General features: G+C 69.5%; 25 protein-coding genes and 2 pseudogenes. 17 read left to right on the top strand and 10 right to left on the bottom strand.

All coding sequences use genetic code 11. The features are described 5' to 3' along the window. Positions 1-357 precede the first annotated feature (357 nt). The 6 genes from ACQUFX_RS04515 (at position 358) to ACQUFX_RS04540 (ending at position 5,617) form a co-directional block, all read left to right on the top strand. Positions 358-1,899: a flavin monoamine oxidase family protein gene (locus tag ACQUFX_RS04515; RefSeq protein ID WP_428964755.1), complete on the top strand. Its 1,542-nt coding sequence runs from the start codon at positions 358-360 to the stop codon at positions 1,897-1,899. A gap of 44 nt (positions 1,900-1,943) precedes the next feature. Beyond that, positions 1,944-2,591 (top strand): Rid family hydrolase, encoded by a 648-nt coding sequence (locus ACQUFX_RS04520; protein WP_428964756.1) that lies wholly within the window; start codon positions 1,944-1,946, stop codon positions 2,589-2,591. A 607-nt stretch (positions 2,592-3,198) separates the two neighbouring features. Beyond that, a complete protein-coding gene (locus ACQUFX_RS04525) occupies positions 3,199-3,687 on the top strand; it encodes a winged helix-turn-helix domain-containing protein (RefSeq protein ID WP_428962602.1) in 489 nt (162 codons plus the stop codon). Beyond that, the gene (locus tag ACQUFX_RS04530; protein ID WP_428966861.1) at positions 3,666-4,271 is read left to right on the top strand and encodes an IS630 family transposase; all 606 of its coding nucleotides are present in this window, start codon (positions 3,666-3,668) and stop codon (positions 4,269-4,271) included. Before ACQUFX_RS04525 ends, ACQUFX_RS04530 begins: the two co-directional genes overlap by 22 nt. A gap of 193 nt (positions 4,272-4,464) precedes the next feature. Next, a complete protein-coding gene (locus tag ACQUFX_RS04535; protein ID WP_428964757.1) occupies positions 4,465-5,181 on the top strand; it encodes a hypothetical protein in 717 nt (238 codons plus the stop codon). 91 nt (positions 5,182-5,272) lie between these two features. Then, a complete protein-coding gene (locus ACQUFX_RS04540; protein WP_428966862.1) occupies positions 5,273-5,617 on the top strand; it encodes an ATP-binding protein in 345 nt (114 codons plus the stop codon). Here ACQUFX_RS04540 and ACQUFX_RS04545 read toward each other — a convergent pair. Together ACQUFX_RS04545 and ACQUFX_RS04550 are read right to left on the bottom strand one after the other, a co-directional pair. After that, positions 5,532-6,044, bottom strand: a complete 513-nt coding sequence (locus tag ACQUFX_RS04545) for an SDR family NAD(P)-dependent oxidoreductase (protein ID WP_428964758.1) — start codon at positions 6,042-6,044, stop codon at positions 5,532-5,534. The genes ACQUFX_RS04540 and ACQUFX_RS04545 overlap by 86 nt on opposite strands. Before the next feature lie 86 nt (positions 6,045-6,130). Beyond that, a pseudogene (locus ACQUFX_RS04550) lies at positions 6,131-6,397 on the bottom strand (hypothetical protein); the annotation flags it as partial. A gap of 279 nt (positions 6,398-6,676) precedes the next feature. On the opposite strand from ACQUFX_RS04550, the gene ACQUFX_RS04555 reads away from it, so the two are divergent. The 3 genes from ACQUFX_RS04555 to ACQUFX_RS04565 all read left to right on the top strand — a co-directional run bounded on the left by ACQUFX_RS04555 (position 6,677) and on the right by ACQUFX_RS04565 (position 9,171). Then, a complete protein-coding gene (locus ACQUFX_RS04555) occupies positions 6,677-7,855 on the top strand; it encodes an IS701 family transposase (RefSeq protein ID WP_428966863.1) in 1,179 nt (392 codons plus the stop codon). 224 nt (positions 7,856-8,079) lie between these two features. Then, complete coding sequence (locus ACQUFX_RS04560) at positions 8,080-8,217, top strand: hypothetical protein (protein WP_428962625.1); 138 nt, start codon at positions 8,080-8,082, stop codon at positions 8,215-8,217. 30 nt (positions 8,218-8,247) lie between these two features. Continuing rightward, positions 8,248-9,171 carry an IS630 family transposase gene (locus ACQUFX_RS04565; RefSeq protein WP_428964759.1) on the top strand — a complete coding sequence of 308 codons (924 nt, stop codon included), beginning with the start codon at positions 8,248-8,250 and terminating at the stop codon, positions 9,169-9,171. A gap of 240 nt (positions 9,172-9,411) precedes the next feature. Here ACQUFX_RS04565 and ACQUFX_RS04570 read toward each other — a convergent pair whose 3' ends face one another. Continuing rightward, a complete protein-coding gene (locus tag ACQUFX_RS04570) occupies positions 9,412-9,705 on the bottom strand; it encodes a helix-turn-helix domain-containing protein (RefSeq protein WP_428964760.1) in 294 nt (97 codons plus the stop codon). 321 nt (positions 9,706-10,026) lie between these two features. Between ACQUFX_RS04570 and ACQUFX_RS04575 the strand changes: the two genes are divergently transcribed. After that, positions 10,027-10,809, top strand: coding sequence for a transposase family protein (locus ACQUFX_RS04575; protein WP_428964761.1), 783 nt, complete (start codon positions 10,027-10,029; stop codon positions 10,807-10,809). Between the two features lie 327 nt (positions 10,810-11,136). Beyond that, a pseudogene (locus ACQUFX_RS04580) lies at positions 11,137-11,310 on the top strand (helix-turn-helix domain-containing protein); the annotation flags it as partial. Here the strand turns inward: ACQUFX_RS04580 and ACQUFX_RS04585 are convergent. Further along, entirely contained in the window at positions 11,286-11,879 is a 594-nt protein-coding gene (locus tag ACQUFX_RS04585) for a hypothetical protein (RefSeq protein ID WP_428966864.1), read from the bottom strand. The pseudogene ACQUFX_RS04580 and the gene ACQUFX_RS04585 overlap by 25 nt on opposite strands. Next, entirely contained in the window at positions 11,761-12,219 is a 459-nt protein-coding gene (locus ACQUFX_RS04590; protein ID WP_428964762.1) for a hypothetical protein, read from the bottom strand. The genes ACQUFX_RS04585 and ACQUFX_RS04590 overlap by 119 nt, the downstream gene beginning before the upstream one ends. A 402-nt stretch (positions 12,220-12,621) precedes the next feature. On the opposite strand from ACQUFX_RS04590, the gene ACQUFX_RS04595 reads away from it, so the two are divergent. From ACQUFX_RS04595 to ACQUFX_RS04605, 3 genes are all read left to right on the top strand, one after another. After that, entirely contained in the window at positions 12,622-13,299 is a 678-nt protein-coding gene (locus ACQUFX_RS04595) for a nitroreductase (RefSeq protein WP_428964763.1), read from the top strand. Between the two features lie 237 nt (positions 13,300-13,536). Further along, entirely contained in the window at positions 13,537-14,337 is an 801-nt protein-coding gene (locus ACQUFX_RS04600; RefSeq protein ID WP_428964764.1) for an NAD(P)H-dependent oxidoreductase, read from the top strand. Positions 14,338-14,551: 214 nt separating this feature from the next. Next, positions 14,552-15,121 (top strand): TetR family transcriptional regulator, encoded by a 570-nt coding sequence (locus ACQUFX_RS04605; RefSeq protein ID WP_428964765.1) that lies wholly within the window; start codon positions 14,552-14,554, stop codon positions 15,119-15,121. Positions 15,122-15,368: 247 nt separating this feature from the next. Here the strand turns inward: ACQUFX_RS04605 and ACQUFX_RS04610 are convergent, their stop codons facing one another. Further along, positions 15,369-15,587 carry a hypothetical protein gene (locus ACQUFX_RS04610; protein ID WP_083978730.1) on the bottom strand — a complete coding sequence of 73 codons (219 nt, stop codon included), beginning with the start codon at positions 15,585-15,587 and terminating at the stop codon, positions 15,369-15,371. Positions 15,588-16,110: 523 nt separating this feature from the next. Further along, positions 16,111-16,941, bottom strand: coding sequence for an SDR family oxidoreductase (locus tag ACQUFX_RS04615; protein ID WP_428964766.1), 831 nt, complete (start codon positions 16,939-16,941; stop codon positions 16,111-16,113). Between the two features lie 413 nt (positions 16,942-17,354). On the opposite strand from ACQUFX_RS04615, the gene ACQUFX_RS04620 reads away from it, so the two are divergent. Beyond that, positions 17,355-17,558 carry a hypothetical protein gene (locus ACQUFX_RS04620; RefSeq protein ID WP_428964767.1) on the top strand — a complete coding sequence of 68 codons (204 nt, stop codon included), beginning with the start codon at positions 17,355-17,357 and terminating at the stop codon, positions 17,556-17,558. Between the two features lie 209 nt (positions 17,559-17,767). On the opposite strand, the gene ACQUFX_RS04625 is transcribed toward ACQUFX_RS04620, so the two are convergent. Together ACQUFX_RS04625 and ACQUFX_RS04630 are read right to left on the bottom strand one after the other, a co-directional pair. Continuing rightward, positions 17,768-18,487 (bottom strand): ABC transporter permease, encoded by a 720-nt coding sequence (locus ACQUFX_RS04625; protein WP_428964768.1) that lies wholly within the window; start codon positions 18,485-18,487, stop codon positions 17,768-17,770. Between the two features lie 26 nt (positions 18,488-18,513). Continuing rightward, positions 18,514-19,395, bottom strand: coding sequence for an ABC transporter ATP-binding protein (locus tag ACQUFX_RS04630; protein WP_428964769.1), 882 nt, complete (start codon positions 19,393-19,395; stop codon positions 18,514-18,516). Between the two features lie 107 nt (positions 19,396-19,502). Between ACQUFX_RS04630 and ACQUFX_RS04635 the strand changes: the two genes are divergently transcribed. Both ACQUFX_RS04635 and ACQUFX_RS04640 read left to right on the top strand, forming a co-directional pair. Further along, positions 19,503-20,660 carry a sensor histidine kinase gene (locus ACQUFX_RS04635; protein WP_428964770.1) on the top strand — a complete coding sequence of 386 codons (1,158 nt, stop codon included), beginning with the start codon at positions 19,503-19,505 and terminating at the stop codon, positions 20,658-20,660. Then, positions 20,657-21,259 (top strand): response regulator transcription factor, encoded by a 603-nt coding sequence (locus tag ACQUFX_RS04640; protein WP_428964771.1) that lies wholly within the window; start codon positions 20,657-20,659, stop codon positions 21,257-21,259. Before ACQUFX_RS04635 ends, ACQUFX_RS04640 begins: the two co-directional genes overlap by 4 nt. 199 nt (positions 21,260-21,458) lie before the next feature. Here ACQUFX_RS04640 and ACQUFX_RS04645 read toward each other — a convergent pair whose 3' ends face one another. Further along, positions 21,459-22,007 carry a hypothetical protein gene (locus tag ACQUFX_RS04645; protein WP_428964772.1) on the bottom strand — a complete coding sequence of 183 codons (549 nt, stop codon included), beginning with the start codon at positions 22,005-22,007 and terminating at the stop codon, positions 21,459-21,461. Positions 22,008-22,215: the final 208 nt, after the last annotated feature.

Genomic DNA, 22,215 nt, shown 5'->3' on the forward strand with positions numbered 1-22,215 from the left:
GGGCGTCGTGGCCGGTCGGTGGTCGCAGGCGGCGAGGACCCTGCCGGCCCGGCCCCGCGTCCGGCCCGCGCCGGCCGTCTGCTCCTTTGCTCATCACGACCGACACGTGCCGAGCCAGGCGGCGGCGGACGCGGGACAACCGGTATGTCCCGATGGACCCCGGGCTCCGTAACCGGAAAGGCGATCTACCAGCCGGTACGTGATGTGGCCGACCTCGGGATGATCCGCCGGCTTAACGAAGGCTTCCTAGCGTCCGGATTGATCAATCCCACACCCGGAGGCCTGATGAGCCAGACCCGCAGGGACTTTCTCCGTCGCGTCGGTATCACCGGCGGTGCCGGCGTCATGCTACACAGCATGGGCGCGCTCGGTCTGACCAGCGCCCACGCCGCGGAGACACCACCGTTCACACCACCGAAGAAGAGCGACCTCGGCCGGCACGGCCGCAAGAAGGTCATCGTGATGGGCGGTGGCATCGCCGGCCTCACCGCGGCCTACGAACTACTCAAGGGCGGGTACGACGTCACCGTCCTGGAGGGGCGCGACCGGCCCGGCGGCCGTAACCGGACCGTCCGGGGCGGCGACACCGTCACCGATCTCAAGGGGCAGACCCAGCGGGCGACCTTCTCCAAGGGCCAGTACATGAACGCCGGCCCCGGCCGTATCCCGCAGATGCACGTGACGATCGACTACTGCCGGGAACTCGGCATCCCGATCGAGGTCTTCACCAACCAGAACGCCGACGCCTTCCTCTACCGCGAGAACGTGCCGGGTGCCCTCAACGGCGTCCCGGTCCGGCACCGGGCCGCCAAGGCGGACGCCCACGGGTACACGGCCGAGCTGCTCGCGAAGGCGACCGACCAGGGCTCGCTCGACCAGTACCTCACCGCCGAGGACAAGGAGCGCCTCCTGGCCTACCTGCGCAGCTTCGGTGCCATCGGGCCCCGGGTCGCCGGCGACCCGGCGGCCAGCTTCCGGTACACCGGCGGCGGGCGGCGCGGCTACGCCACCCAGCCGGGCGCCGGCCTGGAGTCGGGCACCACCATCCCGCCGTACGCGATGTCCGACCTTCTCGCCTCGACCGTGGGCAGCTACTTCTCGTTCGAGATGGGCTTCGACCAGGCGATGATGATGTACCAGCCGGTCGGCGGGATGGACAAGATCGCCTACGCCTTCGCCGCGGCGATCGGTGCCCGCCGGATGCGGTACAACGCCGAGATCGTCGAGTACCGCAACACGACCTCGGGCGTCGAGGTGGTGTACACCACCCCGGCCGGTCCGAAGAAGGCGGTCGCCGACTTCGCGATCAACACCATCCCGCCGCACATCGCCGCGAAGATCAGTTCCAACCTGCCCAAGGCGGTCGTCACCGCCCTCGGGTCGGTGAGCGTCACCAACGCCGGCAAGATCGGCATCGAGTACGACCGCCGGTGGTGGGAGGAGGACTTCCGCATCTACGGCGGCATTACGAACGCCAACACCAACCTCGGGAACATGTGGCACCCGTCGTACGGCTACAACGGCGACCGGGGCACCATGATCGGCTACTACAACACCGGCGGGAACGCGAACTTCTACGGCAACCTGACCCCGGCGGAGCGACTCGTCGAGGCGGTACGGCAGGGCAAGAAGATATTCGGTGACGTGTACGGCGAGGGGATCACCGCCTCCTACTCCCAGGACTGGGTCTCCACGCGGTTCTCCGAGGGGGCGTGGGCCGGCTGGCCCGGCGCCATCGGTGGGCAGACCGGTGCCGCGTACCGCAGTCTCCTGGAGCCGACCGGCAACGTCTACTTCGCCGGCGACCACCTCAGCCACGCCATCGCCTGGCAGCACGGCGCGATGGTCTCCGCCCGTGTCGCCGTCGAGTCCCTGCACGCCCGCGTCACGGCCGCATGAGCACGCCGGCCACCCCCGGTCGCCTTCGCAGAAAGGTCCCCACCGTGCGCCGAAGCGCCATCCTCGTCCCCGCCGCCGTCGTCCTCCTCGCCATCCCCACCGGCGCCGTCGCCGACGGGCTGTTCCCGCCCCGGCCCGGTACCACCGTCACCCTGCTCCCCGCCGGACAGGACAACCCCTCGATCGCCGACGGCGTGGCCATCGGCAAGGGCACCGCGCTCTACAAGACCAGCGGGCTCGGCCCGGCCGCCCTCAACCCGGCCGCACCGGCCGGGTCGGAGGCGCGTTACATCGACACCGCGGTGTTCCCCGGCGGTGTGCTGCCGCCAGGCGTGACCATCACCGAGGCACAGGGCATCAACGTGCTGCGTCGGATCGGGGAGAACCTCGCCCGCGCGGGCCTGACCTACCAGGACGTCATCAGCATGCGGGTGTTCCTCCAGAACCCCGCCGGCCAGGAGCGGATGGACTTCAACGGCTGGAACCGGGCGTACCGCCAGTTCTTCGCCAACACCAGCCTGTCGACCGGCAAGCCGGTGCTCGTGCCGCTCGGGTCGGCCGCCCCGGCCCCGCCGATGGTGGTCAACCCCGCCCGGCCGTCGCGGTTCGCGCTCGAGATCGAGAACCTGCCGGTCAACGGCTGGCTGGTCGAGGTGGAGGTGGACGCCGCCTACCCCGCGAAGAACGAGTGACCCCCCGGCACAGGCGCACCGTCGACCGGCCGCCCCAAGGTCATGGAGCTGGACCGGTTCGACCTCGCCTGATCCGGCACGCCTGATCCGGCACCCCTCCGACGGGCCTCGGTCGATCCGCCGCGATCGGCCGGGGTCCGTCCGTGGGTGTCGGTAGCCGGTGGCGGGGCGCCGTCGCCTCCCGGGCCGCCCGGCCGCCCGGGAGGCCCCGGCTGGCGTCGGAGCAAATCTGCACCTTCGTTGCCGAAGGCGCCTGCGGTACATCGACGAACTCGCAGCCACCGAGCCGCAAGCCTTCGCCGCACGTCGCGACGCGGCAACGTCCACCCTGGCCGACCTGCAACAGAGCCCCGCCGATCCCGCCCTGAACTGCCAGCACCCAGGTCACCTGACCTGGACGACCCAGCAAATGACGCCGCGTAGCTGCACCCGGTGCAGAGCCAGATTCGCCAGCACGCACAACCGACCATCGACGTCGACAAGTGCCTACGGGTAGTCGGCAGGGAAGACGTCAGCCGAGGCATGAAGCTCACTACAGAGATTGAAAGGTTGATGTCTGTCGGCGTGGCGGCGTGATGTGGGTCGGTGGGTTCGGTAGGCCGGGGTGATGAGGTATCCGACTGGTGGTGGGTTGAACGCGGCGGCCAGGGCTCGGCGTGAGGCGGTCCGGGAGCGGGCCGCGGTCATGTTCAAGGAGTCCAAAACGACTACACAGATCGCTTCTGAGCTGCGGGTTTCGGAGAAGTCGGTGCGGCAGTGGCGGCGTCGGTGGGCTGCTGGTGGGACGGCGGCTCTGGCGTCGTCGGGGCCTGGCGGCTCGGACTGCAAACTCGACGGTGGGCAGCGTAAACAGTTGGCTGTCGTGCTGGATGAAGGCCCGGTCGCTCAGGGCTGGGCCGATGCCCGCTGGACCCTGGCTCGGGTTGCTGAGGTGATCGAGCGGCGGTTCGGCGTCGGGTACACGTTGCGCGGGGTGTCGTATCTGCTGCACCGGATGGGCTACAGCCTGCAGGTTCCCGCCCGGCGTGCGGTTGAGCGGGACCCGGAGGCGATCGCGGGTTGGCAGCGCAGGCGGTGGCCGGCGGTAAAAGGTTAGCGGCGGCGCGGGGCGCCTGGATCTGCTTCCAGGACGAGGCGGGTCAGACCCTGCGACCGCCGAAGAGCAGGACCTGGGCACGTCGAGGGCGCACGCCGGTGGTCACGGTGTCGGGCAAGGGCTCCGGCCGAGTCTCGATCGCCGGGCTGGTCTGCCTCAGGCCGGGTGAACGAGGGCGGCTGATGTGGCGCACCCGGCTGCACCGCGGTCGTGCCGGGGAACGGGGCAGTTTCAGCGAGGACGACCACATCGCGTTCCTGGACCAGGCCCACCACCGACTGGACGCGCCGATCGTGCTGGTCTGGGACAACCTCAACACCCACGTCAGCGTGCGGATGCGCACCCTGATCGCCGCCCGGGACTGGCTGACCGTGGTGCGGCTGCCGGCCTACGCACCCGATCTCAACCCGACCGAGGGCGTCTGGGCCTGGATGAAACGCGGCATCACCAACATCGCCGTCCACGGCGTCGACCACCTCGCCCACCTGGTCAGGCAACGGCTACGCGCCTGCCAGAACCAGACCGACCTCATCGCCGGCTTCCTCGCCCAGACCGGCATGACCCTCGACCCCGAACCACCCTGACAACACAGACCTCGAACTTTCAACCTCTGTAACTACGCGACGTAACGGTGGAGGCGGTCCCGCGACGTGCGGATCTGCCGATGAGCCTGCACTCGCTCCGGACTTGCCACTGACCGGTGACGGCGGGACCCGCACTCATGCCGGGAACGGCTCCACGTGCCCGCTCTACCCTCGACCGACTACTCTGCCAGCCATGAGCAACGCGGCCGGGGCGAAGGCCACCCGCGAGGAAGAGATCGCGTTTCTGGCCATGGAGCAGGTGCTCGGGATCGACATCCAGCTCGCGGATGCCGGCGCTGGCGACAAGATGCCCGACGGCTCTTGGGTATACCCTGACGGCCGGGAGCGCCACGGCATCGTCGAGGTCACCTCGCCCCCGGCCGCAAGCCTGATGGTGCGATGGGCGCGCGCGAAAAAGGCGGGACTGCCCCAGACCGAGAGCGGATCGATCCCCTTGCGCTTGAACGAGCTCGCGCAGGTGTGCGATGAGATGCTCGCGGCGGACTGGGCTCGGGAGAACATCCACAAGCTCCTGGCCCAACCGGCCGATGAGCGGCATCTCTTCCTCTTTGGGCGGCGTCACGAGGAAGAGCACTACTTCTTCCGACTGTCCGATCTTGACGACGACGGGGAAGCCGAGCCCGTCGATGACCTTGTCCTCCCGAAGGGCCTCTCGGACGTATGGTTCCGGGGCCGGACACGGCTCGACCGTGACCAACCACGTGACCAACCAGTGGGCACGATGGAACTCAGGTTGGCGCGGTTTCACGCGGAGTCGGGTTGGCACCGCTACGTGGTCCGGATCGAGGAGCGGCACCTGCCGACCCCCAATCGGCATATCACCGATGATCGAGTTCCCGCTGGATGGCGACGTCCCAAAGTTCGATCTACCAGGCCGGCCGATGACTGAGGCCGACTGGGTCGGCAATCACGTATCGGGTGCAGGCCTGCTCGTGCCGCGGATCCTCGTGCCAGCGGTCTGATCGGCGAGCGGCCCACCGCTGGACTCCCAACCCGATCTTGACCCCCGCAAGGTCCGTGACCTCGCCACTCTCGCGTTCGTGCAGGCCAAGGCCAACGTCGCGTTCCTCGGCCCGCCCGGCGTCGGCAAGACCCACATCGCCGTTTCACTCGCGGTCGCCGCCTGCCGAGCCGGGTTCACCGTCTACGTCGCCACCCTCGACGACATGGTCCGCCACCTCAAAGCCGCCGACGCGATCGGCCGGCGTGCCCGCAAGCTGCACACCTACGGGAAACGTTCTACTTGCCGTGTGGGTCGGCGGCGTTCAGCGTCGCGACGACCTGGTCGTATTCGCCACGCACTTCGGCGTACCGGAGGAACTTGACCCGGTCGACGTGGATCTCGTTGGCGTCGGGCTGCTGCTGGAGCAGCGTGATCACCCCAGCCAGGTAGTCCTCCATCGGCATCGCGAAGTCACTGTTCTCCTGACCGGGCAGCAGCGACGTCCGTACCGCCGGCGGCACGAGCTCGACCACCTTCACCGGGGTGTCAGCCAGTTGCAGCCGGATCGACTCGCTGAGCATGTGGATCGCCGCCTTCGAGGCGTTGTAGCTGGGAGTGGCCTTCAGTGGGGTGAAGGCCAGGCCCGAGGACACGGTGACGATGGTGGCGTCCGGCCGGGTCCGCAGGTGGTCGATGAAGGCGGCGATGAGGCGGATCGGACCCAGCACGTTGGTGGTGACGACCGACTCGGCGGAGGACAGGAAGCCGGCGGCGGTGTGCCAGTCCTCCACCCGCATGATCCCCGCCATCGTGATGAGGACGTTGAAATCGGGTGGCGGTCCAGGACTTCCTTGGCGGCCGTCTCGATGCTCTGTGGGTCGGCGGTGTCGATGCGAACCGTGTCGATGCCGGGGTGCTCGGCGGCGATCTGCGCCAGCAGCTCCGTCCGGCGGCCGCCGACGACGACCGTGTTGCCATGCGTTTGCAGTTCGACGGCCAAGCCGAGGCCGATGCCGCTGGTCGCGCCTGGGATGAAGATGGTGTTTCCGGAGATGTCCATGTCGAAATTCTTTCCGAGCTGGTGCGCCCGATGCAGGGCCTGTTGATCCGGGGATTCGCAATCCCTGGTTGGGCTCATTCGGTCGATGTCGTCGATGCCCATCCCATCGCCCCGTGTCAGTCGACCGGCGTCAAGGTAACCGGTGGATGACCTGTCCGACCGGGTGTCCTCTTTGAAGAACCCGCTGTCATCGACGGTCAGCACCCTAGTACTCTAGCCGCAGTTGCCTCATCTGAAGTTTCAGCAGCTCATCGGCATGATCGATGTCGGAGTTGAGTCCGCCACGCAGCTGCGGATGTCGATGCTATTCGGTGGGCGGTTTGCGTGGTCGCACTGTCTGTCTGTTGTGGCCAGTCGCAGTGCGGGCAGGCTTCCGTGTTTGTGTTGATCGATGAGATTGTGGGCTGGCGGGCGGGTCTGGATGATCTGCTGGCGCGGTTCGCGCACCGGTTCGGGCGGGCGGAGCCGCGCCGGCAGGCGCTGACCTACCTGATCGGGTTGTTGTCACCCCTGGCCAGCAAGAACGGCTGGACCCTGGCCGAGGCCGCGGGCGACGCGACGCCGGATCGGATGCAGCGGCTGCTCAACCGGTCGGCGTGGGACCCGGACGCGGTCCGCGATGACCTGTTCGCCTACGTGTCCGAGCACCTCGGCGACGACGACGGGGTGCTGATCGTCGACGAGACCGGCTTCCTGAAGAAGGGCATCAAGTCGGCCGGGGTGCAGCGTCAGTACTCGGGCACGGCCGGGCGGACGGAGAACTGCCAGCTCGGGGTGTTCCTGGCCTATGCCAGCCCGGCCGGGCGCACGCTGATCGACCGGGAGTTGTATCTGCCCCGCGGCTGGTGCGACGACCCCGCCCGCCGCGAGGAAGCCGGCATCGCAGCGAACATCGGGTTCGCCACGAAACCCGCTCTGGGCCTGCGGATGCTCGAACGCGCCATTACCGCCGGCCTGTCGGCGAGGTGGGTCACCGCGGACGAGGCCTACGGACAGGACTCGAAGTTCCGGACCTGGCTGCAGCAGCACCGGATGGGCTACGTGCTTGCCGTGCCCTGCAACCAGCGGGTCCCGACCACGATGGGCAGCTCCCGCCCGGACGTCCTCGCCGCCAACGCGCCGGGCCTGGCGTGGAAGCGGCGCAGTTGCGGCGACGGCGCCAAGGGACCACGACTCTATGACTGGGCCGTGGCCTCCCTGCCCGGCACGGTTGACGGATTCGGCCACTGGCTGCTGATCCGACGCAGCATCACCAACCCCACGGACCTGGCCTACTACCTGTGCTTCGGCCCCGCGGGCACCCAAGACGAGCAGCTGATCCGGGTCGCCGGGACCCGTTGGGCGATCGAGGAGTGCTTCCAGACCGCCAAGACCGAGGTCGGCCTCGATCACTATCAGGTGCGTAGGTACGACGCCTGGTACCGGCACATAACTCTCGTTCTGTGCGCCCACGCCTACCTCGCCATCACCGCCGCGCAGGCCAAAAAGGGGGCGCCGAATCCGATGATGGCCTCATTCCTCTTACTCTCGGTGAGGTCCGACGTCTCCTGGCACACCTGATCACCACCGTCCGACCCTTCGACTACATCCATCGATGGTCACGATGGCGACGCCGACACCAGTGCCGCGCCAGAACAGCCCACTACCAGCGAAGACTCCCACTTCATCAGGTGCGGCTGGAGTACTAGTGCCTCGTCTTGGAACGTCGAACGGGTAATCCGTCGGTTTCTGAGGATGGATCGGGCAGGCTGTCTCCCAGCACTCGTGATGGGAGGTGATGGCCGGTGGGCAGACGGCCGGAGGTGTTCGTCCGACAGGTGTCGATGGCCGAGGGTCAGCGGTTGCAGAAGATCACCAGGACCGCAAGGGACCCGGTGAAGCTGCGGCGGGCGATCGTGGTGCTGATGTCCGCCCAGGGGTAGCCAGCCCCGGACATCGCCCACCTGCTGACGGTGACCGACGACTACGTGCGCGATGTGATCCACGCGTTCAACGAGCGGGGGTTCGACGCCCTGTCCCCAAAATGGAGCGGGGGCGCACCGAGACGGATCGATGAGCAGACCCGCGACTGGATCTGTGTCATCGCCCGGTGCGACCCCCGCTTCCTCGGCCAACCGTTCTCCTGCTGGTCGTTGGCCAAGCTGCGCGACTACCTCATCGCCGCCGGCTATGTCACGACGATCAGCGTCGAGACCGTGCGCCGTGTCCTGCACGAACGCGGGGTGACGTGGCAGGCCACCAAGACGTGGAAGGCCAGCACCGACCCCGACTTCACCTCGAAGATGCGCCGGATTCTGGACCTCTACGACCATCCACCCTCCGACGGCAGGGTGCTCTGCGTTGACGAGTTCGGGCCGTTGAATCTGCAACCCCGCCCCGGACGGGCCTGGCGACCCGTCGCACACCCGGTGCGACTACGGGCCACCTACACCCGCGACCAGGGCGTACGGCACATGATCGCCGCCCTGGACCTGGCTACCGGCAAGCTGCACTACCGCATCCGCGACCGCAAACGCTGGCGGGAGTTCCTGGCCTTCCTCAAGACCCTGCGCGCCCGCTGGCCCGACCAGAAGCTGTATCTCATCCTGGACAACTTCTCGCCGCACAAGCACCCCGAGGTCCGCGCCTGGTGCGCCGCCAACCGCGTCGACCTGGTGTTCCTACCCACGTATGCCTCGTGGCTGAACTGGATCGAGGCCGAGTTCGCCGCCGTGCGGTACTTCGCCCTCAACGGCACCGACCATCGCACCCACGCCGAGCAGGACGCCGCCCTCGGCGACTACATCCGCTGGCGCAACCAACGCGCCCGACCCAAGACCGGATTCGCCACCGGCTCCAAGATCCGCCACCCGGATTACCCGTTAAAGGCTGCATGACGAGGCACTAGCAGGGCTCGTGGATCAGGCAGACCGGCGAGTGCTCCGGGCAGCCCACCAGCGGTGTCGGCAACGGTCAGAGCCGGTGCGTCGGATAGGGGCGACATCAGCGATCGTGGCAGCGCGGGCATGACTCACTTTGTCGATCAGCATGGCGGAGAGAACCTTGATGATCCTCTGAGCGGGTCATGCCCGTCTTGCTGCCACCACCGACGGCGCTTCTGTCCCAAGCCTCACAAGTCAGACACCGTCACGACTGTGCCGGGGCCCTGTTCGGGTATCAGCTCGATCGTGGATGAACACATAGGAAGCCAAACACGCCTGCATCCGTGAGCTGAGGTCGAGCTTCGTCATTATGTTTGCGAGATGCGCACGAACGGTCCGCTCGGTGATGAACAGCTGATCGGCGATCACCTGGTTCTGCTCACCCTTCGCCAACAGCGTGAAGACCTGCATCTCGCGGTCGGTGAGGGTGGCAGTCTTCGACAACGCGCCAACCCATCTGCAACACGCGAACTTGTCTGCTGAACCCATTTCTCCCCCATAAATGCCGCAGCGTGGCCCCCGGTAGCGACAGCAACATACGGACGGGGACCCCCGGCGGCGGTCGGTGTTCGCTGCGGTAGGTCCTGGCGGTGCCATTCCGCGGGCGGAGCACGTGGCACTGGGTGTGGGCGAGCGGCGAGACGCATGGTGACACCGAATCATGCAACTGCGGCCGATTCGACTGAGCCCTTTTCAACGTGACCGCGCAGGTCAGGAGTGGTGGGCGCAGCCCGGTGATCGATGAGGGCGAGGCTCCAGGTAAGACAGCAAATCGACCAAAACCCGATGCCCCAACCGGGAGCCTCGCCTGTGCTGTCTTACCCCTCCGCGATCTCGTTGTCCAGCCGGACCCTGAACCACCTCGCCGACCGCATCCGCCAGCACCGTAACCAGCGCCGATCCCGATGGCGACGCCTCGACCCGGGCCGACAGGCGCTGCTCGCCCTGGCCCACCTCCACAACGGCGACACCTACACCCGCCTCGCCGCCGGATTCGATGTCAGCATCGCCACCGCCTGGCGCTACGTGCAGGAAGCAATCGCCCTGCTCGCAGCCGCCGCCGACACCCTGACCACGGCCATGGACCGGATACGCCGGCTGGCGTACGCGATCCTGGACGGCACCCTGATCCCGATCGACCGGGTCGCCAACCAGAGGCCGTACTACTCCGGCAAGCACAAGCGCCACGGCGTCAACGTGCAGGTCATCGCCGACGCGGCCGGCCGACTCGTCTGGGCCTCACCGGCACTACCCGGCTCAGCGCACGACCTCACCGCCGCCCGCACCCACGGCATCCTCGAAGCGCTGACCAGCGCGGACGTGATGACCTTCGCCGACAAGGGCTACCAAGGAGCCCGGGGCAGCGTACGCACGCCGTTCAAACGGCGCCGCTACCGCCCGAAGCTGTCACGCCGGCAGAAGGCCGTCAACCGCGCCCACGCCACGATCCGCGCCCGAGGCGAGCGGGCGATCGCCGCCCTCAAGACCTGGAAGGTCCTGGTCAGGCTGCGCTGCTGCCCACGACGAGCGACCCCGATCGTGCAGGCCATCCTCGTTCTGCACCACGTCGAAGCCAACCGCTACGCAGGATGAAAAAGGCTCACTGTTCGAGGCCACCGAACATGTTCGGAACAGATCCGAACACCAGGTGCTGTCCGGTGCGGCGATGCTCCTCGGGTAGCCGGCCGGGTGCACTACGGGGACGGAATCCGGTAGCAGGTCGTCGTCGCGTCCGATCTGGGGCAGCCCGGCGGCAGCGGCGATGGCCTCGACAGCGTCGACCAGGGCGGTGGTCTCCGGTAGGACGAGTTCGCCTGGCCAGCCCAGATCTCGAGGTGGCCGGCAACTTACCCGTGGTAACTTACCGGGAGTGGTTGCTGGCCGTCGCGTCGCCGAGGAGTCCGCGTGACTGATCTCCCGGTGTCTCCGCGTCGCCGGCTGTCGAAGCAGGAGCGGCACGTCCAGCTCCTGGAGGTCGCCCGCGAGCTCATCCGGGACTCGGGCACGGACGAGTTCACGCTCGGCCGGCTCGCCGAACGGGCCGGGGTGACCAAGCCTCTCGTCTATGGTCACTTCGGCGACCGGGCCGGAGTGCTCGCCGAGTTGTACCGCGAGTTCGAGGCCCGGCAACGGGAGATGCTCGCCGTCGCGCTCGCCGGCGCTCGGCGCGACCTGGCGGCGGTGGCGGGCGTCATCGCGGGCGCGTACATCGACTGTTGCCTCAAGGAGGGGCGGGAACTGGCCGACGTCGTCGCCGCGCTCGCGGGCTCGTCCACCCTGAGCCGGTTGCGGCGGGAGGCCGAGGAGGCATACCTCGTCATGTGCCGTGACGCGCTGGAACCCGTCGCCGGCCCGATCGACGCCGCGGGTCTGCTGGGGATCGTCGGCGCCGGTGACGCGTTGGGCAGAGCTGCCCTCACCGGCAGGATCAGCGCCGACCGAGCACGCGACACCCTGGCCCGCGTCGTCACGGCCGTCGCCACCGAAGGCCGCCAGCACGTGACGGGGGCGACCCTCCGCCGGGCGGCCCCGAAAACGGCGAGGTCATGAACCGGAGGGGCGGTCAGCCTCGTCGGCATCGTGGGTAGTGGGAGGGCTTTCAGCGTGTTGCCGCAGGTGACCCTGGAGCACCATCGGGCGTCGGTGGTTCTGCCGCGGTCCAGCAGGAACAGGGCGTACCCGTGGTTGGCGCACGGCGGAGCCGGTCGGGACGTATCGGACTGGTGTGACGGTGAAGCCGCTGGCGTTCCCGGGCAGGGCGGAGGAGACGAGGCCGCCCGGCGGCTGTCGCAGCAGCGGCGGCCCCTCGGGAGCACCGACGATCAGCAGGTCGGCGGTGCCGGTCGTCACCCGCGCGCCGGTGCCCGGAGCCAGGTCGACCAGCTTCGGCAGCAGGACGCGGGCATCACCGTGGAGCGCGCCCGGCGGTCCGACCGGCCGGATGATCACTGTCCGGTTCCGGTAGCGGTCGGCGCTGACATCTACCGGTGAACCGATGTCCACGCCGCCGGCGGTGAGCCGGCCCTGCGTGAAGAGAGGACCGTGAGCCGGGTGCCGGCCGGTGTCCCGCTCGTGGGCAGGGAGCGTGCCGGGCCAGCAGGTGGACCCGGGGTAGCGCGACCACGTGGGCCGCGAGACCACCCCGACCGTACCCGCGCCGCCTCGACGTCTCCGGGACACACCACGCCCACCCGATCCGCCACCTGTCGCCACCCTGCACGAACCATGCCGACGCCGCAGCCCTGAAAGGGCCCTTCATTCGGGTTCACGCCTTCACCGGCCTCTTTGGAGGGCCGAGTCGACTCAACGCCCTCCGAAGTAGACGGTGCTGTTTACCCGGTCGGACCCGATCGGTTACAGTCGTCTAAGTAAACGCGAACGTTTACCTAGGCTGAAGGAGAAAGCATGACCGACGACCTGCGCCCCGAGTACGCCGAGCGCCTGATCCGCGGACGACGCGCCACGCGCGCCTTCCGCAGCGACCCCGTTCCGCAGTCGACCCTGGAGGCGGTCTTCTCCCTGGCCGCCGCGGCACCGTCGAACTCCAACACCCAGCCGTGGCACATCGAGGTGGTCAGCGGCGCGGCCCGTGACCGCCTCGCCGACGCGCTCGTGGCGGCTCACCTGCGCGGGGACACGACCCCCGACTTCCCCTACCGGCCCGATCTCTACCAGGGCGTCCACCAGCGCCGGCGGCGGCACGCCGGCCAGCAGATGTACGGCGCCGTCGGTATCGCCCGCGACGATCACGAGGCACGGGCGGCCTACGACGTGGAAAGCCTGCGCTTCTACGGCGCGCCGCACGTGGCGCTGCTGTTCACCGCCCCGACGGCGGAGGAGAGGATGGCCGCCGACGTGGGGATCTACGCGCAGACCCTTTTGCTGGCGATGGCGGCGTACGGCATCGACAGCTGCCCGCAGGGCCTGCTGAGCTTCTTCGCCGACACCATCCGCTCCGAGCTCGGCGTGCGCGATCGCAAGCTGCTGCTCGGCATCTCCTTCGGGTACGCCGACGAGGGGGCCCCGGCCAACCGGCTTCGCATGCCACGGGCGGCACTCGCCGAGACGACGCGATTCCACTGAGGCGTCGCCCGGCACCCGGAAGGGCGTCGGAACTCACGCGGGCGTTCGAGGGGCAGCCGCGGATGATCAGCGTGACGCGCCATGCCCGCAGGGGAGCGCTGGTCGAGGGGGTCTGCGTTCGGCGGCGCAGACCGGCTGTGAGCCATGCCGTGCAGTAGGTTACTCGTGGTAACTTACTGATGGTAACTTGTTCCGGGGTGTCGCGTCCGGTCCGCGCGCCACACATGAGGAGGTCCCATGACGATCACCCACCCGCCCGAGCCGGGCACCGCCCTCTGGGTCTACGCGCACCCCCGCCGGGGATCCTTCAACGACCGCCTCTTCCGGGCCGGCACCGAGGCCCTGTCCACGCGCTACCGGATGCTCACCTCCGATCTGAACGCCCAGAACTTCGACCCGGTCCTGTGCGACCGCGACCTCGGCGACCTGGCCGGAAAGCCCGGCAACATCGCCGAGTTGGCCGGCGCCGCGTACGCCCGGGGGCAGCAGCCCACCGACGTGCGGCAGGAACAGGCGAAACTTGCCGCCGCCGAGCTGCTCATCGTGCAGTTCCCACTGTGGTGGTACGGGCCGCCAGCGATCCTCAAGGGCTGGTTCGACCGGGTGTTCACCAGCGGCTTCGCCTACGGCGACGTCGACTCCGAACTCGGCGTGCCGCGACGGTACGGCGACGGCGGACTCGTCGGGCGTCGCGCGCTCGTCGTGGTGACCGCGGGCGAGGACGCCGGCTCGATCGGCCCGCGCGGCATCAGCGGTGACATCGAATCCCTGCTGTTCCCCGTCACCCACGGCGTGCTCTGGTACGTCGGCATCGAGCCGCTCGATCTGCACGTCGTCCACGACGCCGACGACCTGGACGCCGCCGCCGTCGAGCGTGAGGTCGAGCGCCTGCGTCACCGGCTGCGTACCGTCGACACCGAGCCGGCCCGCCCCTTCCGGCGTCTGCGCGACGGCGACTACCAGGGCACCCGCGCCCTGCGCGCGGACCTCCTGCCCGACCGCACCGATCTCCACATTCACGTCGCCCCCCGCGACTGAGGTCGATCGAGGCCGTCGAGGGCGCCACGCCGGCCGTGCCTGCCTTCTGCCGGGCGGTGACCGCCGGTGCGCCCTGGTCACGGTGACCGACGTCGCCCGGCCTGTCGGTCGGCGTGGTCTCCGACCACCCGACCGGGGTGGGAGGCGGGGCGGGGATCGGATGACGGTGGGCGGTGCCGCACCGAAAGGTAGACGCTGACGTACACTTGCCGGCATGGCGACGCGGCGCGGGCGTGGCGGCCGGGAGCGGATCATCGCCGCGGCGACGACCCTCTTCGAGACGTACGGGATCAACGCCGTCGGGATGGAACGCCTCGCGGCGCAGGCGCCGGTGTCGAAGCGGACCCTCTATGCGCACTTCCCGACCAAGGAACAACTCGTGGTGGCCTACCTGGACCACCTCGTCCACGGCGGGCAGACAGTCGAGAGCGCGCTCGACCGGACGGATCTGTCTCCCCGCGAGCGGATCCTCGAACTGTTCACGGTGCCGGGCACCGGCACCGCCCCGATCCGGGGGTGTCCGTTCGTCGACGCCGCCGTGGAGTTCCCCGACCCCGACAGCACGGTGCACGCCTTCGCCCGACATCAGAAACTGCGGGTCGGCGAACGCATCACCCAGCTCCTGCGCGACCTCGGAGTCGAGGATCCCGAGGAACTCGGCGAACAACTCAGCATCCTGGCGGACGGCGCCGCCAGCCGCGCGATGGTGCTCAACGACGCCTCGTGCGTGGTGCGCGCCCGCGCGGCTGCCGAAACCCTTCTGGATGCCGCCCTACCGAGGTGAGCCCAGACGACGCGATCCCCGTCGCGGCCGTCGTGCCGCGACCGGATCCCGTCCGCCGGGCGCGCCGGTCAGCGGCGCGTGGCGAGCCAGGTGCCGATGCCGGTAAGAAGCGCCGAAACCGAAAGCTGATGTGGTTCGTGGCCAGTTCCCCGGCGATCGGCGACATCACGTTCGTCATGACGAGGAGTCCGGCACGGTCAACCAAGGCCGTGATGCGCGAGGTCGGCCAGGTACCGGTTCAAATCGCTCAGTGTGGCAGCTCGCGCCAGGCCGGGTTGCCCCCGCGCCAAGCCCTCGCGAGGATGCTCGCCGAGCTACGGCTGAAGCACTCCAACACCTCGGAACGGCCGCGCGCACCACCGATCTGCGCCTGCACCTCCCAGCGCCGGCCATCGGTACGGATGTAGATGTCGCGACGTCCTCGTGTCGACGCCTCCCCGTTCCACCAGTGCTCCTCGACGATCACCCGGCGACCGTACCACCAGGAGCCCGGCCGGCCGAGAGTGTGGCCGCAAGCCGTCCGGCTCAGACGAGACGCTGCATCCGTACCTTCGGGCCCTCGCCCGTTGTCGCCTGCTCCTGGCTTTTCGCCACAACGCCCTGAATCCGGCGAGAGAGAGCTGATCAGTCGACTCCCCGCGCGTTGGTCGTGGAGATTGGCGCTGAACAGATGGGATCCGGTTGCGGTGGGTTGCTCGTCGGGGCTGGTGGCGGTGAGTGCGGCGACGTCGGCCAGGGGGAGGTCGCCGGCCAGGGTCAGTCGGAACTCCACACCCATGGGGCTGCCACTTCTCACCGTCGCCGCAGGATCTGCGTGATCCTACCGTCGGGGGTGACCGCAACGGCCTCCTTGATCCGGTCGATGGGCCACTGGTCGAACTGGCGTTGCAGGGCGGCTGCTGTCCGGACCTGCCGATCAGGATCGATGCACCGACGCCAACGGCACTCCATGCTCCCGAACGCGCGACCTGACGACGATCCTTGCCCGACTACGCCACCAACTCCTCGCTGAGGGCCCAGAGGCGCGCGGCGGCGTCGGGGTCGCGGGCCAGGGAGCTCGGCTCGGTCTGCTTGCCGCGGACGAAGTAGCCTCCGGTGACGTCGGCTGCCTCCGGGGCGGTGGCCAGGTAGAGCGGGGTGGCTGCGCCGGTCTGGACGGTACCCATGAAGGGTTTGGCGGCCGCGACGAGCAGCTTGGTGACGCCGCGGGCCTCGCGGCCCAACCGGGTCCGGATGAGACCGGGGTGCAGGCAGTTGGCGACCACGCCGGTGCCGGTCAGGCGGGTGGCCAACGCGACGGTGAACAGGATGTTCGCCAGTTTCGACAGCGGGTAGCTCGGCTCGCCGCGGGCCAGGTCGTCCCAGGGGATGTGTGTGGCCGACCTGTGGGCGTGGGACGACACGGTGATCACGCGGGCCGGCGCGCTGCTCACCAGCCGTTCGCGCAGCAGGTTGGTCAGCAGGAAGGGTGCCAGGTGGTTGACGGCGAACATGGTCTCGTAGCCGTCGACCGTGAGGTGCCGCTTGAGCATGATCACGCCGGCGTTGTTGTCGAGCACGTCGAGCCGGTGGTACTTCTCCAGGACCTCGGCGGCCAGCCAGCGCACGTCGGCCAGGCTCGACATGTCGGCTGTCAGGAGGTCCACCTCGGCGTGGGGTGCCCGGTGCCGGATCTCGGTGACGGCCGATCGTCCTCGCTCGGCGTCGCGCCCGACGACGACCACGGTGGCCCCCAGTTCGGCCAGCCGGGCCGCCGTCTCCCGGCCGATCCCGCTGGTCCCACCGGTCACCAGGCACACCTTGCCGGACATGGTGGTCATCGACCCTCCCGGATGCACTCGCCGCCGCACCATTCTCTCCAAGTGACGACCCGGGTACAGGTGTGCTCAACGCCGCCAGCAGACGTGCCCGGTTCGCCCCGCTCTCGGCGATCCTCGATGCCGCCGTCAGCCACCCCACCGTCCAGATCGCTGCCGTAGCGCCGCCCCACACGTCACCCCGCGCTGGGACCGAACCGGTCAACAACCTGGACCGCCACAGCAATCACCACACCGAACGGCGCGCCTGAGGTGGGCGGCCACCACGCCGAGTCAGTCGCGAAGGCAGGCGACCAGGGCGGCGGCTGCTGCGGTACGACGGTCGCGACCTGCTGTCGTACCTCGTCGAGCGATCACTGCGAGCCCGGCGGACCTCACCACCAACGGGCATCCTCGACTGTCTACGAGCCGACCCGGTGGACCGCCGCTACACGATCGCCGCCCTCACCGACGCCGGCTACGACGTCGTGGTCGCCGCCGCGCCCGCCCATGCGCGCTTGGTGCGGCGCTACGTGCTCGACCCGCTCACCCCCGTCGACCGACGCGCGCTGATGCGCATCGCCGCCAAGCTCAAGGCACGGCCGGTCGACCTGACCGAGGAGACGGCCGGCCCGCAGTAGCCGCAGTCTCCTCGCGGCAGCGGGTGGCGTTGAACGAACGTCCAGGTGACCTCGCTGGCGTCGGGGCCTTCCCGCAGGACCGTGGTCCGGAACAGACCGAGCACCGTGCGCGGCTCCTCGTCGATGTCGACGGTCCCGGAACCGGGCTGGAACAGCAGCAGGAGAACTTTTCCAGGTCGGAGTGTCCGGACGCGGTCGGGGTGCGGCGTTCATCGGCGGGGCTCCCAGCGGAAGAGCCGGGTGGCCAGGGCGACGGCGATGACGACCCAGCCCAGGGTGGGCGCGAGCAGCAGCAGGGAGTCGGTCACGGCGACGCCGCCGTTCCAGGCGTTCCTGGTCAGCTCGGTGGCCGCGCCGCCGGGCAGCAGCCGCTTGAGCCAGGCGAGGTCCGCGGTGCCGGTGATCCCCACCCAACTGGCCACGGCGATCACGCCGAGGGTGACGGGCAGGGTGGTGACCTGGGCGTGTTCGGGGGAGTTCGTCAGCCCCGCCGTGGCGAGCGCCAGACCGATCATCATGGCCACGGTCGCGAGGACCGCCACCACCAGCAGGGCGACGTTCGACGGTCCACCGGCGACCACGGCCAGGGCGGTCAGGATCGCGGCCACCTGGATCAGGGCGAGCACGGCGACGGGCAGCAGCAGGCCGGTGAGGATGCGGGCGTCGCCGGCCGCGGTGGAGCGCAGCCGCTTGAGGAAGAGGTTCTGGCGTCGGGAGGCCAGAGTGGTGACGGCGGTGGCGTAGAGCCCGAACGCGGCCACGGTGAAGGTCACGATCGCCGCGATGTAGCCGAGGCTGCCGATGGCGGCGAAGGTCTCGTGCTGGCGGACGAAGAGCACGCAGACGGCCACCGGGACGATGAGGCTGGTGACCAGCACCAGCCGGTTACGGAAGATCTGGATCAGTTCGCTGGAAGCGATGGACAACATGGCGACTCTCCTCTCGAAGGACCGAATCAGGCGTTGATTGCGCGGAACACGTCGTCGAGCCGGGTCGGCCCGGCCGCCAGGTCCCGCAGCTCCACCGCGTGCTCCTGCGCCCACCCCAGGAGAAGGTGCAGGTCCTTCTGCAGGGCGAAGGTCTCGATCACGACCTCTCCGTCGGCGTCGACGGCGGCCGGCAGCGGCAGCGACGGCACCGGTGCCGCGAGGGAGAACCGGATCACGGCCGGCAGGGTACGGGTCAACTCGGACACCGTGCCCTCACGCTGGAGGCTGCCCCGGTGCATGAGCCCGATCCGGTCGGCCCGCTGCTGCGCCTCCTCCAGGTAGTGCGTGGTGAGCACGATGGTGGTGCCGTTCTCGCGCAGCCGGTCCACCGTCGCCCAGACGGCGTCGCGGGACTGGATGTCCAGGCCGGTGGTCGGCTCGTCGAGGAAGATCAGTTCCGGGGTGCCGTAGACGGCGGTGGCGAAGTCGAGCCGCCGCTTCTCGCCGCCGGAGAGCTGGGCTACCCGCCGCCCCGCCCGCCCGGTCAGGTCGACGACGTCGAGCACCCGGCCGACGTCGTCCGTGCGTCCGCTGAGCCGGCCGATCAGGCCGACGGACTCACGGACCGTGAGGTCCGGGGAGAATCCGCTCTCCTGGAGCATCACGCCCATCCGGGGACGGACCGCGCGGCGGTCCTGCGGGCTGCGTCCGAAGACGCGTACGGTGCCGGAGGTCGGCCTCCGGTGTCCCTCGACGACCTCCAGGGTCGAGGTCTTCCCGGCCCCGTTGGTACCCAGCAGCGCGTAGAGCTCCCCGGGCCGGACCTCGAAGGTGAGGTCCCTGACGGCGTGGAAGTCGCCGTAGGTGAGGTTCAGCCGGTCGACGGTGATGACGGGTGTGGTGGACATGCACCCATGACAGCGCGGACCCGCCCCGCCCGTCAGTGGCGCGGTGTCACGACCGTATGTGACGTGGTGTCACTGGTCGGGGCCGCGGCCTGCCGGATACTGGGATGGTGACCGCACCAGCGCCACGCTTCACCGCGTCGACACAGAAGAGGCTGCGCCGACTCAACCTCGCCACCTCACTGCCGCCGGTGGTGTTCGCCGCCGTGGTCCTGGTCTACATGGACGTCCGTGCCTGGTGGCACGTCGTCGTCCTGGCGCCGGGGGCGGTGGCTGCCCTGGTGGCCTTCGAACGGTGGACGGCCAACGACCTCGCCCGGTTCGCGCTGCCCTGCGTCGTGGTGGCGGGAGCGGTATGGCCGGTGGGGGTCCTGGTGACCGGCAGCCCCAACGCGTACTGGGGTATCTGCGCCGTGGGGTCGCTCGCCCTGCGCGAGGTGCAGCGGCGGCGGCGGGCCCTGGCGGTGGCCGGGTTGCTCTGCTTCGTCGCCGTGATCGGCGCGACGCGGCTGCTGGTGCAGCGCGACGACATCGGCGATGTCCTGGGGCTGTACGTCCTCCTTCCGACCGTCCTCACCGTCGTGGTGGCCGCCCTGACGGTGGCGGGGGAGCGGTTCTTCGACCTCATCCGGGAACTCGAACAGACCCGTGAGCGCGAGGCCGAGCTGGCCGTGGTGCGGGAACGCGTCCGGTTCGCCAGCGACCTGCACGACATCCAGGGGCACACCCTGCACGTGGTCAAGCTGAAGATCGCCCTGGCCCAGCGGCTGCTGGACCGCGACACCGCGCGGGCGCAGAAGGAACTCCGTGAGACGTACGCACTGGTCAGCGACACCATCGCGCAGACCAAGGAACTCGCGTACGCCCAACGGCGGCTCAACCTCACCGCCGAGGTCGAGAACGCGAAGAACCTGTTCGAGGCCGCCGGCATCCGGGTCCGGGTGACCCGGGAGGCCGAGGCCGACGCCCGCAGCAGCGAACTGCTCGGGCAGGTGCTGCGGGAGACGACCACCAACATCCTGCGCCACGCGCAGGCCACCCAGGTGCAGATCACGCTCACCGGGGCGGGTATCACCATCGTCAACGACGGCGTGACCGTCGGCACGCTGCCCGAGCTCCGGGGACTGGCGGCGCTGCGGCAGCGGGTCACGGGTGACGGAGGTGTGCTGACCGTGGAGCAGTCGGACGAGCGGTTCCTGACGGCTGCGGCCTTCCCACCCGCTCGTGCCGACGCGGCCCCGCCCGCCCCGGGGGAGGACGCCCGATGACCACCATCGTGCTCGCCGACGACGAGGCGCTGCTGCGTACGGCCATGGCCGCGCTGCTGCCCATGGAGGGCGACATCACCGTCCTGGCCGAGGCGCCCGACGGCGAGTCGGCCGTCGAAGCCACCCTGCGGCACCGGCCCGACGTGCTGGTCATCGACCTGGAGATGCCGGGCGTGGACGGGCTCACCGCCGTCGCCGAGATCCGCCGCGTGCGCCCGGAGCAGGTGATCCTCATGCTCACCCGGCACGCCCGTCCGGGCGTGCTGCGCAAGGCGTTGCGGCTCGGTGTCCAGGGTTTCGTCAGCAAGTCCGCCGAGCCGGCGCACATCACCGAGGTCATCGCCACTCTGCACGCGGGCAAACGCTGGATCGACCCGGACGTCTCCGCGCTCGCCGTCACCGAGGACTGCCCCCTCACCGACCGCGAAGCCGACGTGCTGCGGGTCACCGGCGAGGGCTACTCGGTGGCCGACATCGCCGCCCGGCTGCACCTCGCCCCCGGCACCGTGCGTAACTACCTCTCCAACGCGATGCGCAAGACCCAGACCCGGACCCGCCACGAAGCGGCGCGCTACGCCCGCGAACACGACTGGCTGTAACCGGCCGGCCCCCCTGACCGGCCCTTCGCGGGGCCGGACTCCTGACCGATCCGAACTCAGTCCTGTCGGGGACGGTCGGCACCGATCGGGCCACGCGCTTCAGCCCGGGACCTCCGGCGTGGCCGGAAGGGCCTCCGTTCGAGCACGCTGAGGGCGGTCACCTGCCACCCGGTGGCGGGCTGCCCGTGCAACGTGTCGGTCAGCGGCGGTCGAGCGCCGACTCCAGGCGTTGGATGAGGGTCTTGCGGCCCTTGCCGGCGCGTTCCGCGCGTAGCGCGGCCCGGAGCTGCCTGACGTCGAGATCCCGGACGCGGCGGGTCGCCTCGGCGACCGTCAGGTCGGTCAGCGGGACGGCTGCGGCGGTGCGGCGGGCCTGTTTGGCCGGCCCGGTATTGGCGACGTACTGCTTGCCGGAGGCCGACCCCCGGCGCTTCTTGGCGTCGGTGGCCCGTTGCTGCTCGGGGGAGAGCTTCTTCCACGCCTGTTCCGGAAGGTAGCGGTCGGTTTCGCCGTCATGCCGTGCCCGGGTGGTGCCCTGCCTGGTCCGCCACTTCTGGTCGCCCCAGCGCTGGAGGGACTTCTGGCGCTCGTCCTTCGGGCCCTGGAATCCGCCGCCACGCTTCTCGTACTCGTTGGTGAGAAGCTGCGACTTGCGCGCCGACCACTGCCCCGGCCGGCCGCCCCGGTCGGACGCCCTGATCTCTTCCTTGAGCTGTTCCCGCAGCTCGGGCTTCGTGTATCGCGCCATGGTCGTGGGTACCCGTCGTGGGACGTCGTAGTCACCGCCACCGGCACGAGCGCCGTGAACGCTTCTGGCTGCGCCAGCCGAGCGGCCCAGCCGGTCCAGCCATCGGTCCAGGCCGAGCTGCCCGCAGCTTCGACGCCGGTCCCGGTCGCGCGGTGCGGCACGATGGGGCCTGCCGGCGGTGCGAGCGGTACGAGTGGCAGCAGGCCAC

Source organism: Micromonospora fluostatini (assembly GCF_050410825.1).
In the GTDB taxonomy this organism is placed as follows: domain Bacteria; phylum Actinomycetota; class Actinomycetes; order Mycobacteriales; family Micromonosporaceae; genus Micromonospora; species Micromonospora rosaria.